The 16,014-nt window shown below is 59.3% G+C and carries 17 protein-coding genes and 1 tRNA gene; 15 read left to right on the top strand and 3 right to left on the bottom strand.

The window, feature by feature from the left end; all coding sequences use genetic code 11:
* Positions 1 to 204: 204 nt before the first annotated feature.
* Positions 205 to 1,557, top strand: a complete 1,353-nt coding sequence (gene glmM, locus GA0061101_RS07775; protein WP_037196514.1) for a phosphoglucosamine mutase — start codon at positions 205 to 207, stop codon at positions 1,555 to 1,557.
* 90 nt (positions 1,558 to 1,647) lie between these two features.
* Here the strand turns inward: glmM and GA0061101_RS07770 are convergent, their stop codons facing one another.
* Positions 1,648 to 2,202, bottom strand: a complete 555-nt coding sequence (locus GA0061101_RS07770; RefSeq protein ID WP_047555382.1) for an SH3 domain-containing protein — start codon at positions 2,200 to 2,202, stop codon at positions 1,648 to 1,650.
* A gap of 321 nt (positions 2,203 to 2,523) precedes the next feature.
* On the opposite strand from GA0061101_RS07770, the gene GA0061101_RS07765 reads away from it, so the two are divergent.
* Positions 2,524 to 3,378 (top strand): outer membrane protein, encoded by an 855-nt coding sequence (locus GA0061101_RS07765; protein WP_047639021.1) that lies wholly within the window; start codon positions 2,524 to 2,526, stop codon positions 3,376 to 3,378.
* A gap of 245 nt (positions 3,379 to 3,623) precedes the next feature.
* Complete coding sequence (locus GA0061101_RS07760) at positions 3,624 to 4,442, top strand: outer membrane protein (protein ID WP_092573418.1); 819 nt, start codon at positions 3,624 to 3,626, stop codon at positions 4,440 to 4,442.
* 9 nt (positions 4,443 to 4,451) lie between these two features.
* On the opposite strand, the gene GA0061101_RS07755 is transcribed toward GA0061101_RS07760, so the two are convergent.
* Positions 4,452 to 5,237 (bottom strand): glycosyltransferase family 25 protein, encoded by a 786-nt coding sequence (locus tag GA0061101_RS07755; RefSeq protein ID WP_245297455.1) that lies wholly within the window; start codon positions 5,235 to 5,237, stop codon positions 4,452 to 4,454.
* A 265-nt stretch (positions 5,238 to 5,502) separates the two neighbouring features.
* Here GA0061101_RS07755 and GA0061101_RS07750 point away from each other — a divergent pair, with 265 nt between their 5' ends.
* The 12 genes from GA0061101_RS07750 (at position 5,503) to GA0061101_RS07700 (ending at position 15,720) form a co-directional block, all read left to right on the top strand.
* Positions 5,503 to 6,681: a phosphoserine transaminase gene (locus GA0061101_RS07750; protein ID WP_092573416.1), complete on the top strand. Its 1,179-nt coding sequence runs from the start codon at positions 5,503 to 5,505 to the stop codon at positions 6,679 to 6,681.
* Positions 6,682 to 6,825: 144 nt separating this feature from the next.
* Positions 6,826 to 8,421 carry a phosphoglycerate dehydrogenase gene (serA, locus tag GA0061101_RS07745; protein ID WP_037196518.1) on the top strand — a complete coding sequence of 532 codons (1,596 nt, stop codon included), beginning with the start codon at positions 6,826 to 6,828 and terminating at the stop codon, positions 8,419 to 8,421.
* A 206-nt stretch (positions 8,422 to 8,627) separates the two neighbouring features.
* A complete protein-coding gene (locus GA0061101_RS07740; protein WP_051963448.1) occupies positions 8,628 to 9,275 on the top strand; it encodes a lysophospholipid acyltransferase family protein in 648 nt (215 codons plus the stop codon).
* Positions 9,276 to 9,277: 2 nt separating this feature from the next.
* Positions 9,278 to 10,228, top strand: a complete 951-nt coding sequence (locus tag GA0061101_RS07735; RefSeq protein ID WP_037196519.1) for a phosphatidate cytidylyltransferase — start codon at positions 9,278 to 9,280, stop codon at positions 10,226 to 10,228.
* Positions 10,225 to 10,641, top strand: a complete 417-nt coding sequence (locus GA0061101_RS07730; RefSeq protein WP_047555385.1) for a hypothetical protein — start codon at positions 10,225 to 10,227, stop codon at positions 10,639 to 10,641. Before GA0061101_RS07735 ends, GA0061101_RS07730 begins: the two co-directional genes overlap by 4 nt.
* On the top strand, positions 10,631 to 11,281 hold the full coding sequence (locus GA0061101_RS07725) for a CDP-alcohol phosphatidyltransferase family protein (RefSeq protein ID WP_047555386.1): 651 nt from the start codon (positions 10,631 to 10,633) through the stop codon (positions 11,279 to 11,281). Before GA0061101_RS07730 ends, GA0061101_RS07725 begins: the two co-directional genes overlap by 11 nt.
* A gap of 272 nt (positions 11,282 to 11,553) precedes the next feature.
* Positions 11,554 to 12,753: a tRNA 2-thiouridine(34) synthase MnmA gene (gene mnmA, locus GA0061101_RS07720; protein WP_047555387.1), complete on the top strand. Its 1,200-nt coding sequence runs from the start codon at positions 11,554 to 11,556 to the stop codon at positions 12,751 to 12,753.
* A 164-nt stretch (positions 12,754 to 12,917) separates the two neighbouring features.
* Positions 12,918 to 12,994, top strand: a tRNA-Met gene (locus GA0061101_RS07715).
* 330 nt (positions 12,995 to 13,324) lie between these two features.
* Positions 13,325 to 13,945 (top strand): hypothetical protein, encoded by a 621-nt coding sequence (locus tag GA0061101_RS07710; RefSeq protein WP_092573415.1) that lies wholly within the window; start codon positions 13,325 to 13,327, stop codon positions 13,943 to 13,945.
* A 52-nt stretch (positions 13,946 to 13,997) separates the two neighbouring features.
* Entirely contained in the window at positions 13,998 to 14,174 is a 177-nt protein-coding gene (locus tag GA0061101_RS39320; protein WP_167669535.1) for a hypothetical protein, read from the top strand.
* Positions 14,175 to 14,179: 5 nt separating this feature from the next.
* Positions 14,180 to 14,887 (top strand): FkbM family methyltransferase, encoded by a 708-nt coding sequence (locus GA0061101_RS07705; RefSeq protein WP_092573414.1) that lies wholly within the window; start codon positions 14,180 to 14,182, stop codon positions 14,885 to 14,887.
* Complete coding sequence (locus GA0061101_RS07700; protein WP_092573413.1) at positions 14,887 to 15,720, top strand: glycosyltransferase family 92 protein; 834 nt, start codon at positions 14,887 to 14,889, stop codon at positions 15,718 to 15,720. Before GA0061101_RS07705 ends, GA0061101_RS07700 begins: the two co-directional genes overlap by 1 nt.
* On the opposite strand, the gene GA0061101_RS07695 is transcribed toward GA0061101_RS07700, so the two are convergent.
* Positions 15,709 to 16,011, bottom strand: coding sequence for a hypothetical protein (locus GA0061101_RS07695; RefSeq protein WP_092573412.1), 303 nt, complete (start codon positions 16,009 to 16,011; stop codon positions 15,709 to 15,711). The two genes, GA0061101_RS07700 and GA0061101_RS07695, sit on opposite strands and share 12 nt — an antisense overlap.
* Positions 16,012 to 16,014: the final 3 nt, after the last annotated feature.

Raw genomic sequence — 16,014 nt, 5'->3', positions numbered from 1 at the left:
ATATTGCCTGTCTCACGCCTATGCAGTTTTTTAGTGCTTATTAATGGTAACGCGTTGTAATAGCCGTTCTCGGTAATTTAAGTGCCGATTTTTACAATCTGTGGCATGAGCCACAAGCATCGATGCTCGTCGTGTCTCCGGAATCCGAGGCAGCGATTTCGATGCCGCTGCATCTCATGGGATGCCGCAACGACAGGAGTGCATATGAAACGTCGCTATTTCGGAACCGACGGAATTCGCGGTCAATCCAACATCTATCCGATGACGCCCGATCTTGCCATGCGCGTGGGTATCGCTGCCGGCACGATCTTCCATCGAGGTAGTCATCGACATCGGGTGGTTATCGGCAAGGATACGCGCCTTTCCGGCTATATGCTGGAGAATGCAATGGTCGCGGGCTTCACCGCAGCCGGCGTCGATGCCTTCGTTCTCGGCCCGATCCCGACGCCGGCCGTCGCCATGCTCACACGGTCATTGCGCGCCGATATCGGCGTGATGATCTCCGCGTCGCATAACCCTTACGAAGATAACGGCATCAAGCTCTTTGGCCCCGACGGGTACAAACTGTCGGACGATCTCGAAATGAAGATCGAGGATCTGCTTGAAAAGGATATGACCGAGCATCTTGCCAAGGCCGAGAATATCGGCCGCGCGAAGCGTGTTGACGGCGTGCACGACCGCTATATCGAACATGCCAAGCGCACCTTGCCGCGCGACGTCACGCTGCAGGGGCTGCGGATTGCGATCGACTGCGCAAATGGCGCTGCCTACAAGGTCGCGCCTGCCGTCCTGTGGGAGCTGGGCGCCGATGTCGTCACCATCGGCAACGAGCCGAACGGCACCAATATCAACCTCAATTGCGGCTCCACCAGCCCGGTGGCGCTCCAGAGGAAGGTGGATGAAGTGCGTGCCGATATCGGCATCGCATTGGATGGCGATGCCGATCGCGTCATCATCGTCGACGAAACAGGCACGATCATCGACGGCGATCAGCTCATGGCGGTCATCGCCGAGAGCTGGGCCGAGAGCCAGCTGCTGCGCGGCAATGGCATCGTGGCGACCGTGATGTCCAATCTCGGGCTGGAACGTTTCCTGGAAGAGCGCAGCATGTCGCTGGCACGCACGGCGGTCGGCGACCGCTATGTCGTCGAGCACATGCGCCAGCACAATTACAATGTCGGCGGCGAGCAATCCGGCCACATTGTGCTGTCCGACTATGGCACGACCGGCGACGGGCTCGTTGCTGCCTTGCAGATCCTCGTCGCGGTCAAGCGCACGGGCAAACCGGTGAGCGAAGTCTGCCGGCGTTTCGAACCGGTGCCGCAATTGCTGCGCAACGTGCGCATTTCCGGCGGCAAGCCTCTGGAGGACAATCAGGTACGGAAGGCGATCGCCGATGCGGAAAGCGAGCTTGCCCGCAACGGCCGCCTGGTCATCCGCCCCTCCGGCACGGAACCGCTGATCCGCGTCATGGCGGAGGGCGACGATCGCAGCCAGATCGAGCGCATCGTCGGTGGGCTGATCGATGTGATCTCAAGCGTCCGCACGGCCGCCTGATCGAGCATCAGCATTCCATCGGGCATATGAGATTCGTGGCCGCTCCGTTAAGGGCGGCCATGCTGCTTTCGGCGACGGCGTGGCCTTGTTCTATTGGAACATCTCGCCGGGATAGGCGCCCCAGAGCGTGTCCTGCCTGATGTATCCTTTTGCCGCATGTTCCCTGACGGAAACGCGGCACCAAACTCCGGTGCAGGAGTGCAGTGAAAGCAGCACCCGTGGTTGCAGTTCGGCAACCAGTGTTCCGGTAGGCTCCGGATCGGCGCGCAGCATTGCATTCTTCGTCAGCCAGGGTGCGACCACCGCCGTGCGCGTCGCCGAAAGAAGGGCGCTGTGCATCCACCCGGTGACGCCGGTATCGTCGCGAACCTGCCGCCAGTGGCCGTATTCGTCGATGATCTCCATGGGAAGGCCGGGCTTGATATAGATCCATTTGGTGGCATAGATCGTCGACGGGCCGACCCGCATGCGCGCCTTGTGTGCCTTCAACGAAACATAGCGTGGGATCGGCAATCCGGTCTCGCGTCCCTTGTTCCATGCCGCAGCGGCAACCGACTTCACCGGCATCGCGCCGGCAAGCGCCGCGGAATTCAGGAAGACAAGGGCAAGGCACAGGCCGGCGCATAATTTTCGATGGTAAGTCAACGACTCCCTCCTGGGCTTAACCCCCGGCTGCCGCACTGTAATGGTACGATTGTTGCCAATTGGTTTAGAAAGCCGGCCCCGGATGTACTTGCAGATACACGCGTTTTCCGCCGGGAAGAGGGGGCTGGACGGGCGCATCCCGTTCTCTTCATTATAAAATAATCTATTCCTAATGTATAAATTAAAGTATAATTCGTGAATAGATAGGGTAAATATTCGTAGTTAATCAGGTTTTAACTCCTTTTCATCATTATCCGTGCCATGTCGTTTTGATTGGCAAGCATCTGCTGTGCCAATGGCAAGAAATTTGGAGCCAAAACCATGATGAAATCCCTGATTGGAGCACTTGCCACGTTGCTTGTCGGCACGTCAGCGTTCTCCGCTGATCTTTACACACCGGAGCCCCAGCAGCCGGCGCAGGAAGTGGCAGTCGCCCAATCCAGCGGTTGGTATCTGCGTGGCGATGTCGGCTACGCCTTTACCCACCTGCGCGGCTCGAACTACTTCCAGGGTTCGAATTCCAGCCTGGTGGATTTCAACAGCGCAAAGCTGGATGGCAACGTTACGCTTGGCGGCGGTGTCGGTTACCAGATCAACAACTACCTCCGGACGGACGTGACGCTGGACTATCTCTTCAAGTCGGACTTCAAGGGCTCGACGAAGGGTGATTGCGGCGGCTGCGGCCCTGATTTCACGGCTGTTCCGGCGACTTCCCGCGACGTGGCGTCCTTGACGGCCTACAGCTTGCTTGCCAACGCCTATGTCGATCTCGGCACCTATGGCGCGTTCACCCCTTATGTCGGTGGCGGTCTCGGCGGCACCTATGTCAAATGGAGCAATCTGAAGAACACCTCGTGCTCGGACGCCAATCCGGACTCCTGCGACGGCTCCGTCACGCATAATGGCCGCGGCAGCTGGCGCTTCACCTATGCGTTGATGGCAGGTACGTCCATCGACCTCACATGTAACCTCAAGGCCGACGTTGGCTATCGCTTCCGTCACATCCAGGGCGGCGACATGTTCGGTTACGCGGAAAACGGCGGTCCTGGCTACGACAAGGGCCTCAACCTGCATGAAGCCCGCATCGGCGCCCGCTACACCTTCGGCGGTTGCCAGACCGCAAGCTACATGCCGCCGGCCGATATCCCGATCCAGCCGCAGCCGGTCTACAAGTAAGCGTCTCTCGCGCAAGTCATTGAAAAGCCGTCCGGTTTCATCCGGGCGGCTTTTTGCTTTTTCATCTCCCTCGTTAAGCAATTGTTCGGCGTTTTAAAGCTTCATTAACCATGAATTCCCTATGGTTAATGAAATGAGAATGATGGTCATTCCGCCGCGGATCCTCGTGCTGGAGCCCGGAGCGGAGACAAAAATCAGCCGGGTCGGTGTGCGGGCTGCGCCCGAAGGATGGAAGGCGAGGGGTAATGATCCGTTTCGACGCTCTGGCGCTGGCCACGGTGATGGCAGGCGCATCGGCGGGTGCTGCCCTTGCAGGCGACGCGCCGCCGGAAATCAAGATGCCCGAAGTCAGCGTCAAGGATGCGAAGGGGTGGTATGTCCGCGGGGATCTCGGCTACGCCGTCAACGCCAGCCGCAACGACACGACGTTCCGTGCCTATGATCCGGCTGGCGGCGATAGCAGCTCCGGACGCTTCGATTCGGATCGGTTCGGCGGCAACTTTTCCGGTGGTCTCGGTGTCGGTTACCAGTTCAATGACCTGTTGCGCGCCGACGTCACCGGCGATTTCTTCAGCGGTGACTTCAATGGCAGCATCTCAAGCGCTTCGCCTTGTTCCGGCGGGGCAGGCGGTACCGGCTGCTCCACCAAGGCGCGCTCTTCCTTCAGGGCGGGCAGCTTGATGGTGAATGGCTACGTTGATCTGGGAACGCTTGCCGGATTCACGCCCTATCTCGGTGCCGGCCTCGGCGCGACGCGGGTTTCCTGGAGCAGCGTCAATGCGGTCGGCTCGTGCATCGACGGCGCTTCGGGTTGCGGTAGCGCGGCCTCGGTCAGCGCACGCTATCCCGGCGACAGCGACTGGCGCATGACCTATGCCCTGATGGCCGGCGTCGCCTACGAGGTGGCGCCGAACGTAAAGGTCGATCTCGGCTATCGTTTCTCCCACATCGCCGGCGGCGATATGTTCGGCGATTCATCCGCAAGCGCCGGCGGGACGACGGGCCGCGATGGCGCTCTGTCGCGCCACGAGATACGCATCGGTTTGCGGGTAACCACCTGGTAGGTCGGGTGCCTACTGCGTCGTCAGCACATAGGCGATCCGACGAAAGAAATCCCAGGTCCGGAAGAGGTGTGCGGGAACACGTCGCCACGCTGAGGATTTGGCCGCGCGATAGTCGCGGCGCCAGCCGATCATCGTGCTTTTCTGCAAGCGGCTGAAGCCGACGATATTGGTGCGCGTGCTGAAGATGGACGTCTGCATGTCCCAGCCGCGCTCGACAGCGACATCCCAGGGTAGGGACATGATGGCCAGCGACTTCACGATCTTTTGAGCCCCGCTTCGCGTCACCAGATAACACGCCGTTGATCCCTGGGGACCGAAGAGGCAACGACCGATCGCATCTCCCTTGTCGCTGCGCGTTGCGACGCGGAAGCCGCCCCAGCGGTGATTGACGAGCTTGATCAGATCGGCCGTGGGAGCTGCTTTCTTGGCTGCCATGGCGCGGGCGAGGAAATCAGCGTCCAAGGCCACATCGTCTTCGATGATGATCGCCATTTCGCCGCCATTGGCCAAAAATTGGCGCAAGGCCATCAGGTGGCTGCGATAGCAGCCGTATTCTCCGGGAAGGATGATCCTGCCGTGGCGGCGTTGAAAGCGAAGGTGATCGACGTCAACCCATTGGTCGCGCGGCAAGAGTCCGCCATCGACGCCGTCGACGCGCTCGAACCGAATGCCGAGTTCATCGCTCTGCCGTTGAATTTCCGCCAGTCTGTCTGTCGCTCGATCAATGTTGATCAGATAGACAGGCACTGGCTGCGCGGGCATGAAGTGGCTTTCGGCGAGTGCAGTTAGAGACATCGAGCACACTTGTTATTTCCTGTCGGCGCAAGTCAATAAGCGCCATGCTTTATATGATTGCGTGTCGGCACAGAAACCAGCTTTTGTGAGGCTGAATTTGACCTAATTTCATTGCGTGTAACTTGCCCCATCAAACTTTTCGCACGAATTCGTGATGCAGCAACACGAGTATATTTTTCTGTTGCGCTTGCAGGCGGCTTCTAATATATCCCGCGGCGGGACACCCTTCCCCAACGAAGGGCTTTCTATCTGAGAGGATAGCATCATGACTAAGCTCGCCAAGCCGGACACGCGTCCGGAGAATACCCATTTTTCTTCTGGCCCCTGCTCGAAGCGCCCCGGTTGGTCGCTCGACGCTCTTTCCGACGCGGCCCTTGGCCGTTCGCACCGCGCGAAGGTTGGCAAAGCCAAGCTGAAGCAGGCCATTGATCTTACCCGCGAAATTCTGCAAGTGCCGGCGGATTACCGCATCGGCATCGTTCCCGCTTCAGATACCGGCGCCGTCGAAATGGCGCTTTGGTCGCTGCTCGGAGAGCGCGGTGTCGACATGCTCGCCTGGGAAAGCTTCGGCGCCGGCTGGGTCACCGACGTCGTCAAGCAGCTGAAGCTCAAGGACGTCCGCAAGCTCGAAGCCGGCTACGGCGAACTGCCCGATCTTTCCACCGTCGATTTCGACCGCGACGTGGTCTTCACCTGGAACGGTACCACCTCCGGTGTCCGCGTTCCGAACGCCGATTTCATCCCGGCCGACCGCAAGGGCCTGACGATCTGCGATGCCACCTCGGCCGCTTTCGCGCAGAACCTCGACTTTGCCAAGCTCGATGTCGTCACCTTCTCCTGGCAGAAGGTTCTCGGCGGCGAAGGCGCACACGGCGTCATCATCCTGTCGCCGCGCGCCGTCGAGCGTCTGACCACCTATCAGCCCGCCTGGCCGCTGCCGAAGATCTTCCGCATGACCAGCGGCGGCAAGCTCATCGAAGGCATCTTCACCGGCGAGACGATCAACACGCCGTCGATGCTTTGCGTCGAGGATTATATCGATGCTCTGCTCTGGGCCAAGGAGATCGGCGGCCTCAAGGCGCTGATCGGCCGCGCCGACGCCAACGCCAAGGTCATCCATGACTTCGTCGCCGCCAACGGCTGGATCGCCAATCTCGCCGCCAAGGCCGAGACGCAGTCCAACACGTCCGTCTGCCTGAAGATCGTCGACAAGGATATCGCCGCTCTGGACGAAGACGGCCAGGCGAATTTCGCCAAGGGTCTGGTCGCGCTTCTCGAAAAGGAAGGCGTCGCCTACGACGTCGGCCACTATCGCGACGCACCGTCGGGCCTGCGCATCTGGGCCGGTGCGACGATCGAAGCCGCCGACATGCAGAAGCTGATGCCCTGGCTTTCCTGGGCCTTCGAAACGCAGAAGGCGACGCTCTCCCAGGCCGCTGCCTGAGACTTCAAGCGTTCACGGCTCCGCCGATAGGGCGGAGCCCAGCATTCCGAATTATCTGTTTGCTTTCACGCAATTCCGGACGGAAAACCGCTTCGCATCTTCCTGGAATTGCTCATCATCGCTGACCCTTTCAGGAGGCCTATCATGGCACCTCGCGTTCTCGTATCCGACGAACTGTCGGAAACCGCCGTCCAGATTTTCCGCGATCGCGGCGTCGAAGTCGATTTCCAGCCACAGCTCGGCAAGGACAAGGACAAGCTGTTCGAAATCATCGGCAATTATGATGGTCTCGCTATCCGTTCCGCTACCAAGGTGACCGAGAAGATCATCGAAGCGGCCAAGAACCTCAAGGTCGTCGGCCGCGCCGGTATCGGTGTCGACAATGTCGATATTCCCGCCGCTTCGCGCCGCGGTATCATCGTCATGAACACGCCGTTCGGCAATTCGATCACCACGGCCGAGCATGCCATCGCCCTGATGTTCGCCGTTGCCCGCCAGCTTCCGTCTGCCGACGCCTCCACTCAGGCCGGCAAGTGGGAAAAGTCAAAGTTCATGGGTGTCGAGATCACCGGCAAGACGCTCGGCGTCATCGGCGCCGGCAATATCGGCTCGATCGTCATTGCCCGCGCCATCGGCCTGAAGATGCATGTCGTTGCCTATGACCCGTTCCTTTCGAAGGAACGTGCCGAGGAAATGGGCGTCACCAAGGTCGAGCTCGACGAGCTGTTCGCCCGGGCCGATTTCATTACGCTGCACGTGCCGTTGACGGACAAGACCCGCAACATCATCGACGCCGCAGCGCTCGCCAAGATCAAGCCGGGCGTGCGCATCATCAATTGTGCCCGTGGCGGCCTCGTGGATGAGGCGGCGCTTGCTGCCGCGATCAAGTCTGGCCACGTCGCCGGTGCCGCCTTCGACGTCTTCGAAGTCGAGCCTGCCAAGGAAAGCCCGCTGTTCGGCCTGCCGAACGTCGTCTGCACGCCGCATCTCGGCGCGTCCACAACGGAAGCGCAGGAGAACGTCGCTCTCCAGGTCGCCGAGCAGATGGCCGACTACCTCGTCAAGGGTGCGGTTTCCAACGCGATCAACATGCCGTCGATCACCGCCGAGGAAGCGCCGATCCTGAAGCCGTTCATCAAGCTTGCCGACGTTCTCGGCGCCTTCGTCGGCCAGGTCACGGAAGACCCGATCAAGGAAATCGAGATCCTTTATGACGGCATCACCGCCGGCATGAACACCAAGGCGTTGACGAGCGCGCTGCTGGCCGGCCTCATCCGCAATCAGGTCGCCGATGTCAACATGGTTTCGGCGCCGATCATGATCAAGGAAAAGGGCATCGTGCTTGCCGAAGTCAAGCGCGACAAGACCGGCGTCTATGACGGCTACATCAAGCTGACTGTCACCACCGATACCATGACCCGCTCTGTTGCCGGCACCGTCTTCTCGGATGGCAAGCCGCGCTTCATCCAGATCAAGGGCATCAACCTCGACGCCGATGTCGGCAACCACATGGTCTACCTCGCCAATACCGACGTTCCCGGCATGATCGGCTTCATCGGCACGACGCTCGGCTCCGCTGGCGTCAACATCGCCAACTTCCAGCTCGGCCGAGACAAGCAGGGCGGCGACGCGATCGCGCTGCTTTATGTCGATGGCCCAATCAGCGATGATGTGTTGGCCAAGCTGACCGCCCATCACGCGATCCGCCAGGCCAAGCCGCTGGTCTTCAACGTCGACTAAGCCCGCCGCCTTCGCAAAGGAGGTGGGGGCATCCATTTGCTCCTCCCAAGAGCCGTCCTGAAACCCGGCGCGACGCAAGTTGCGCCGGGTTTCCACTACTGTTGGCAGGGTTGTGGATAAGTCGGCCGGGCGGGCTATCGAGGCCGGTCAAACGGGCCTATCTCTTTGCCATGGAGGCACTCTGGAAAACGATTTTTGGGGAAGGGATGGGCAAGCCGATCGAGTGGCTGGCAAAGCCCGTATCCGTTGCGATTGTGCTGTTTGCGCGAGCCGTTACCGCCGTCAGAGCGATCTGGCCCGAGAGCGGCATGCATACCGGCCGTTGCATCTATTTCGCCAATCATTCCAGCCATGGTGATTTCATCCTCATCTGGGCAGTACTGCCGCCCCGGTTGCGTCGGCGTGTTCGGCCCGTGGCCGGCGCCGACTACTGGCTGAAATCGAAGCTCAACAGTTTCATCGGCCGCGATGTCTTCAATGCGGTGCTGATCGAGCGGGATCGCGAGGCGCGCAAGGAAGATCCGGTCACGCAGATGGCGCAGGCACTCGATGCCGGCTCTTCGTTGATCCTGTTTCCGGAGGGTACGCGCAATCTGACGGAGGTGCCGCTGCAGCCGTTCAAGAGCGGGCTCTTCCATCTTGCCCAGGCCCGCCCGGATATCGATCTCGTCCCCGTCTGGATCGACAATCTCAATCGCGTCATGCCCAAGGGCGAGTTCGTGCCCATTCCGCTGATCTGCACCGTTACCTTCGGCGAGGCGCTGCATATCGGCGAGACCGAGGAAAAGGCGGGTTTCCTGGCGAGAGCCGAATCTGCGTTGCTGGCGCTTGCGCCGAAGCGGGCGGGAGACTGAGCATGAATGCTGCCAGCGCCGATCTGATCCACCTTGTCCTCGGCATTTTTGGCGTGCTGATCGTCGCTTCCATTGTCGGCTACGTGCTGCAGCGGCGCTTGTCGCCGGATGGATCGAATGCGGCGATCGAAAACCTGAATGCACGCATCAAGGCCTGGTGGGTGATGGTGGTGCTGATCGGCATCGCCTTCGTGGCCGGGCGTGCCGGCGTCATCTTGCTCTTTGCCTTCTGCTCCTTTGCCGCGCTGCGCGAATTTGTGACGCTGATCAACACAAGACGCGCCGATCATTGGGCGCTTGCCGCCGCCTTCTTCGTTGCCCTGCCGGTGCAATATTACCTGCTCTGGGCCGAGCAATATGGCATCTATTCGATCTTTATTCCCGTTTATGCCTTCCTGTTCATGCCCATCGTCGCGGTGCTGCGCGGCGATACCGAGCGGTTCCTGGTGCGCATCGCCGAAGTGCAATGGGCGCTGATGATCTGCGTCTTCTGCGCCTCGCATGTGCCCGCACTGCTCACCCTGCATATTCCGGGCTATGAAGGCCGCAACGTGCTGCTCATCGCCTTCCTGGTGATCGTCGTCCAATTGAGCGACGTGTTGCAGTATGTCTGGGGCAAGCTCTTCGGGAAAACCAAGATCGCGCCGCGGCTGTCGCCGTCGAAGACGGTGGAGGGCTTCGTCGGCGGCGTCATCAGCGCTTCGCTGATCGGGGCGGCGCTCTGGTGGGTAACGCCGTTCACGCCGCTGCAGGCGGGCCTGCTTGCCTTTGTCATCACGATCATGGGTTTCTTCGGCGGCTTGGTGATGTCGGCAATCAAGCGGGATCGTGGCGTCAAGGATTGGGGCCACCTGATCGAAGGCCATGGCGGGCTGATCGACCGGCTGGATTCGGTCGTCTTCTCGGCGCCCATCTTCTTCCACCTCGTCCGATTCTGGTGGTCAGTGTCATGACAGGCAGGCTGAAAGCACTTGCCGGCAGCAGCATCGTGCATGTGCTTTTCGCGTTCCTTGCCATGGGCGGCTGGGCCGTCTTCGCCAATCGCACGCATCCGATGCCGCGGCCTTTGATTGCGGGTCTTGTGCAAGGCGTGCTTTCGGGCTGCCTGACGCTGTTTCTGAAGTCGGCCGTCGAGGCCCTGTCGCGGCGGTTCGGCGGCTTTACAGTCCTCTGGGCGCCGCCGCTGATCGCCTGTCTGGGTTCCGCGGCGATCCTGGTGACGATCCATGCTCTCAGCGGCACGCCGGAGATCCTGAAGACGATCGCGGTGCCGCTGCTGGTGTCATCGAGCTATGCGGCGATCTACAATTATTCGATTTCCGGCGGGAGGCGTCGAAGTATGACAGGTGAGGGCCATGAAGGGTGAGGGAACAGGCGACAGGCGGCCTCTAGCCAGCCGCAACACGCGCTGGGCGCAGGCCTTGGCGCGGCGCATGACCGCGCTTTCGGTGACGCCGAACCAGATTTCGCAGGCGAGCATGGCGATGGCGGCGCTGGCCGGAGGTTGCTTCTGGCTTTCCGGATCCGGCGGCGTCGGTATGCGCGTGCTGCTGCTGATCCTTTCGGCGCTGTTCTGCCAATTGCGCCTGCTCTGCAACCTGCTCGATGGAATGGTGGCGGTAGAGGGCGGCAAGGGCGAGGCTGACGGACCCTTCTGGAACGAATTCCCGGACCGTATCGCCGATATTCTCATCCTTGCCGGCATCGGCTACGGCATTGCAGCGCCGGGGCTCGGCTGGGCTGCGGCCGCTTTCGCGGTGCTGACCGCCTATGTCCGCGAACTCGGACGCGCCACCGGCAATCCAAGCGATTTCTCCGGCCCGATGGCCAAGCAGCATCGCATGGCGGTCGTCACCGCTGCGGCGCTCCTCTCTGTTGTCGAGGCCTTGTGGAGCGGCGGCATATGGGTCCTGACCGTTGCCCTCTGGGTCGTTGCGATCGGGTCGGCCGTCACCGTGCTGCGGCGTGGGCGCAATCTGATCGGGCATTTGAAGGCCAAGGGGTGATTCGCATATCGACCTGCCCCTTGCGCCGGATGGCAATCCTTTCTATATCCGTCCACAATTGAGGCGGGCTGCAAAGTGTGCGGCCCATTGTCCCGCATGAAAATTCGCCGCTTTTGCATGGCATTCGGCGAGAAGAGCATGATCCCAAAAAGTGTGCAGCGGTTTTTGGATAAGATCATGCGACATCAAATAGCGAGAGCGTGACGGCGTTTCGAAAAAAAGTCATCCCGCTCGGCAGCATCGAAGATCGTTCAAGACTGGCGGCAACGACCGTGAATACACTGGATTTTGACAAGAGGCCGGAAGATACCCGCGTCGTCGTCGCCATGTCGGGCGGCGTTGACAGCTCCGTCGTCGCCGGCATTTTGAAACGGCAGGGCTATGATGTGCTCGGCATCACGCTGCAGCTCTACGATCATGGCGCTGCGGTGCATCGCGCCGGCTCCTGTTGCGCCGGCCAGGATATCGACGATGCGCGCCGGGTCTGCGAGACGCTCGGTATCCCGCATTACGTGCTAGATTACGAAAAGCGCTTCCGCGAGACGGTGATCAATCCTTTCGCCGAGAGCTATGTCGCCGGCGAGACGCCGATCCCCTGCGTTGCCTGCAACCAGACCGTCAAGTTCGCCGACCTTCTGTTGACCGCCAAAGAGCTCGGCGCTGATGCTCTGGCGACAGGCCACTACATTCGCTCGCGCCCGAACCCTTCTGCCGACAATCCCGGCCGGCGTGCGCTCTATCGCCCGGCCGATGCCGATCGTGACCAGAGCTATTTCCTCTTCGCCACGACGCAGGAGCAGATCGACTATCTGCGCTTTCCGCTCGGCGGCATGCCGAAGGCGGAGACGCGCGCGCTTGCCGAGGAAATGGGCCTTGTCGTCGCCAAGAAGGCCGACAGCCAGGACATCTGTTTCGTGCCGCAGGGCAAATATTCCGATGTGATCGCCAAGCTGAAGCCGAATGCGGCGCTCGCCGGCGAGATCGTCCATCTCGATGGCCGCGTGCTCGGCCAGCACGAAGGCATCCTGCACTATACGATCGGCCAGCGCCGCGGCATCGGCATCGCCACTGGCGAGCCGCTCTACGTCGTCTATCTCGACGCCCGCTCGCGCCGCGTCATCGTCGGCCCCAAGGAAGCGCTGGAAACGCACCGCGTCTATCTGCGCGACGTTAACTGGCTGGGCGACGAAACGCTGACACAGGCAGCTTCAGGCGAGGGCTTTGCCTGCTACGCCAAGGTCCGCTCCACCCGCGCACCGTCGCCGGCCGTGTTGCACACCGATGCCAGCGGCATTTATGTCGACCTGACGATCGGCGAGGCCGGCGTTGCTCCGGGGCAGGCCTGCGCGCTCTATTCAGCGCCTGGCGACGATGCCCGCGTCTACGGCGGCGGCTTCATCGAGCGCTCCGAGCGCGAGCCGATTGCCGAGGCCTCCCTGAAGGCTTTGCTGGCAAGCCCTGTCGCGGCTTAAGGAGTAAGCGGCCCGGCCAAGAGAAAGCACTGATTTTTCCAAATCATCCGCTTGACACCAAGCCGAGCTGCACCTTATAAGCCGCTCAACCGACGGGCCAACGCTTTTCGAGCAGTGGTTCGTTTGACCTTTGTGCATCATAGACAATTATTATGCGCAGACGTGGCGGAGTAGCTCAGTAGGTCAGAGCAGAGGAATCATAATCCTTGTGTCGGGGGTTCAAATCCCTCCTCCGCTACCATCAAAACAGCCGACAACTCTTCGCCGACAATTGCGGACAGCCAGCCCTTAATTTGGTATTGATATTTTTCACCCGTGTAGCCGGACGCGATTTTCCGGAATTTTGACACGCACTTCCGGAATTTTCAGTTCTCATAAGCGCCGTTCAAAGCGGCATTTGTAGCGCGCAAAATCCCGTCGCGCAGCGCGCAAAATCAAATAGCAACCAAAACTGACATCAAAACGGCTCCCAAATCGCGTCCCACGCGGGATCTGCCGCAAAGCACAGGACGTACCCGTTGCGCGGGCCCAAATTCTCCTTAAAACACTTCGCGAAAACAGGAGGGAAATCATGAGCGGAGCCGCGCAATATCGCAGTCGAACGAACACAGAGGATGGGCGGATCATCATCACCGGTACCGGCCGCGCCGGCACGACATTGCTCGTACAGTTCTTTACGGCGTTAGGGTTCAATACTGGCTTCACGCTTGAAGAAGCATTCGGGAGGGTTGATGGATTTTCCCAGGCTGGCCTAGAACGCCATCTTGTGGTTGACGACAACCCTTATGTGATTAAGTCACCGGAATATTCGGATCACCTTTTGGAAGCTCTCGACAACAAGAGCATCGATATTTTCTCAGCCATCGTCCCAATGCGCGCCCTGCACGATGCAGCGGAAAGCCGCCGGCGTGTGCACAAAGCTGGCGTGGCGTGGGGCTCGCTTTGGAAGACTGATGACCCCGACCAACAGGAAGACATCTTGGCAACGCAGTTTTTCAAAGCTGTTTACGCCCTGACGAAACATGGCGTTCCGACCTACTTCCTAGACTTTCCGCGCTTTGCCTACGACTTCCACTATTTTCATGGTGTGATGATGCCATTGTTTGTTCTCCATGGCGTCAGCGAGCAGGAAGCCGAAACGGCTTATTTCAAAGCCGTCGACCGGACAAAAATACACACTTTTTCGAACTAGATTTGCCGCTGATGTTTGACTAACGTGCTCGCCACTCCACAGGGGGAACAAAATGGATACCGTTTCTGAGGCCAATAAGCTTCGTCAGCATGCCGCCGATCTGCAAAAACGCATCGAAGGCGGCGAAAATCTTCAAACAGAATTTTATCACGTCGCGAAAAGCTTAGCGATTCTCGATAACATCAATGACTTTTCTCGCTCGCAACAGACCGCGCGCCAACCGGAATAATCAAAATGATCCATAACGATCTGATCTTCGACATCGGCATGTCGGAGGGGAACGATACTGCGTTCTATCTCGCCAAGGGTTTTCGTGTTGTTGGGGTTGAAGCAGATCCCGTCGTCTACAAAACGCTCGTTGAGCGCTTCGCCTCCGAAATAGGTTCGGGCCGGCTCACAGTCATTCACAAGGCTGCAGCCGATGTCAGCGGGAACAAGATCAAGTTCCTGCACAACGATATCCAGCAAGGCATATCCGGCACGTCAAGGCATCCCCATATTGCAGACGGCTACACGGAATTTGAAGTCGAGACGATATGTTGGAATGACATTATCGCAGCCCATGGTGTCCCGCACTATTGCAAGGTCGACATCGAGGGCCAGGAAAAACCTTTCCTTGAGCAGATCGTAGGCCAGCGCGAAATCCCTCACTTTTTCTCTGTCGAGTGCCACGAACTGGCCCCGGTCGAGATGTTGCAGAAAATCGGCTATCGCTTGTTCAAGCTGATCGATCAGACGCCGTTAGGTGGGTTCGTCAACGTCAATCCTCCGCAAGAGGGTTCGTATGTCGAAAACCCGAACTGGCACCATACGTCTGGCCCCTTTGGCAATGAGCTTCCCGGCCTCTGGACCATCTATGATCAATTCGTCTCGGCATTCCACGCTGCTGTGCCACTTCGCCACCAGGGCCATTGGTTCGACTGCCATGCAAAGGCATCTTAATGCTGACTGTTGGCGCTATCGCTAAAAATGAAGGCAAGTACATCGTCGAGTGGCTTGCCTATCATCTCGCAATCGGAGTCGATCGGTTCATCATTTTCTCGAACGAAAGCGAAGACGATCAGATCCCGTTGCTGCGTAAAATAGCGGCGGCCGATGCGAGAGTGACCGTCATTGATTGGCCGTCGCCGCTTAACACATCGCCGCAAATCGCAGCCTACCGGCACGCGCTAACAATGATTTCGACAGAGTGGGTGGCGTTCTTCGATATTGATGAATATCTCGTGCCGACAGAGCATCTGACGATCCGCGACTACCTCAAAACCGTGCCTGCCGATGTGGGCTCGATCCATGTCAATTGGCGCAATTTCGGCTCTGGAAATCTGATCGACCCCAACTATTCGCTCGTGACGCGCGCTTTCATGCAGGGCGCGCCGCTTGGGTGGTCAAATCATCACCATTTCAAGTCAATCGCTCGCGCAGCCTTTGTTACCGACGTGGGGGTGCACAATCTCGTATCCTCGCAGGGAAGACGTGCCCTTTCGGATTTCAGCGAGTTCGAAACCATCAACGGGGGCATGTCCAGCAGAGTGATACACGCCCCGTTGAGGCTACACCATTACCAATCGAAGACGTTTGCGGAGTTCTCAGCACGCATGCGGCGCGGAGATGCTAATTTCCCGCCAGGGCATCCCGACCGTAGCCGGGATGAGAGCGAGAGCAGATTCAAGCAAATCGATCTAAACGATGTCTACGACAACACAATCCGGCGCTTCGACAAAGCCGTTGATATGGAAGTCGCACGCCTGAGCTGGATTTTGTCGTCAGGCTCCTAACGAGCCAGTATTTTCCAGCAAGTTCCAGGCAGCGAGTACTACGACCGGGTGACATGCTTTGCCTATGCGATCCTTTACGGTAGCCAGTTCTTCGACGGGCAACTCTATCTCACCCCCAGGAAGGATCTTTTGCGCCAACACGGCACGCTTGAATTTGTCCTCGCCGCTTGCCACTTCGTCGCCCCTAAGGTTTTCGACGAGTGCCTTGACTGAAACATCGCCCAGCGTGGGCGCTTCGTCCGATGTACTGCCATCGAGGTTCGCGAGCTTCTGTGAAAAGTTTACCTTCATCGG

It is taken from the genome of Martinezella lusitana, assembly GCF_900094565.1.
Classification (GTDB): domain Bacteria; phylum Pseudomonadota; class Alphaproteobacteria; order Rhizobiales; family Rhizobiaceae; genus Rhizobium; species Rhizobium lusitanum.
This window is presented reverse-complemented; position numbering and strand designations above follow the sequence as displayed.

What these genes read in the sequence shown, in the direction of transcription:
- glmM (WP_037196514.1), top strand. Translation starts at nt 205, where the DNA reads ATGAAACGTCGCTATTTCGGAACCGACGGAATTCGCGGTCAATCCAAC.
- GA0061101_RS07765 (WP_047639021.1), top strand. Translation starts at nt 2,524, where the DNA reads ATGATGAAATCCCTGATTGGAGCACTTGCCACGTTGCTTGTCGGCACG.
- GA0061101_RS07760 (WP_092573418.1), top strand. Translation starts at nt 3,624, where the DNA reads ATGATCCGTTTCGACGCTCTGGCGCTGGCCACGGTGATGGCAGGCGCA.
- GA0061101_RS07755 (WP_245297455.1), bottom strand. Translation starts at nt 5,237, where the DNA reads ATGTCTCTAACTGCACTCGCCGAAAGCCACTTCATGCCCGCGCAGCCA.
- GA0061101_RS07750 (WP_092573416.1), top strand. Translation starts at nt 5,503, where the DNA reads ATGACTAAGCTCGCCAAGCCGGACACGCGTCCGGAGAATACCCATTTT.
- serA (WP_037196518.1), top strand. Translation starts at nt 6,826, where the DNA reads ATGGCACCTCGCGTTCTCGTATCCGACGAACTGTCGGAAACCGCCGTC.
- GA0061101_RS07740 (WP_051963448.1), top strand. Translation starts at nt 8,628, where the DNA reads ATGGGCAAGCCGATCGAGTGGCTGGCAAAGCCCGTATCCGTTGCGATT.
- GA0061101_RS07735 (WP_037196519.1), top strand. Translation starts at nt 9,278, where the DNA reads ATGAATGCTGCCAGCGCCGATCTGATCCACCTTGTCCTCGGCATTTTT.
- GA0061101_RS07730 (WP_047555385.1), top strand. Translation starts at nt 10,225, where the DNA reads ATGACAGGCAGGCTGAAAGCACTTGCCGGCAGCAGCATCGTGCATGTG.
- GA0061101_RS07725 (WP_047555386.1), top strand. Translation starts at nt 10,631, where the DNA reads ATGAAGGGTGAGGGAACAGGCGACAGGCGGCCTCTAGCCAGCCGCAAC.
- GA0061101_RS07710 (WP_092573415.1), top strand. Translation starts at nt 13,325, where the DNA reads ATGAGCGGAGCCGCGCAATATCGCAGTCGAACGAACACAGAGGATGGG.
- GA0061101_RS39320 (WP_167669535.1), top strand. Translation starts at nt 13,998, where the DNA reads ATGGATACCGTTTCTGAGGCCAATAAGCTTCGTCAGCATGCCGCCGAT.
- GA0061101_RS07705 (WP_092573414.1), top strand. Translation starts at nt 14,180, where the DNA reads ATGATCCATAACGATCTGATCTTCGACATCGGCATGTCGGAGGGGAAC.
- GA0061101_RS07700 (WP_092573413.1), top strand. Translation starts at nt 14,887, where the DNA reads ATGCTGACTGTTGGCGCTATCGCTAAAAATGAAGGCAAGTACATCGTC.
- GA0061101_RS07695 (WP_092573412.1), bottom strand. Translation starts at nt 16,011, where the DNA reads ATGAAGGTAAACTTTTCACAGAAGCTCGCGAACCTCGATGGCAGTACA.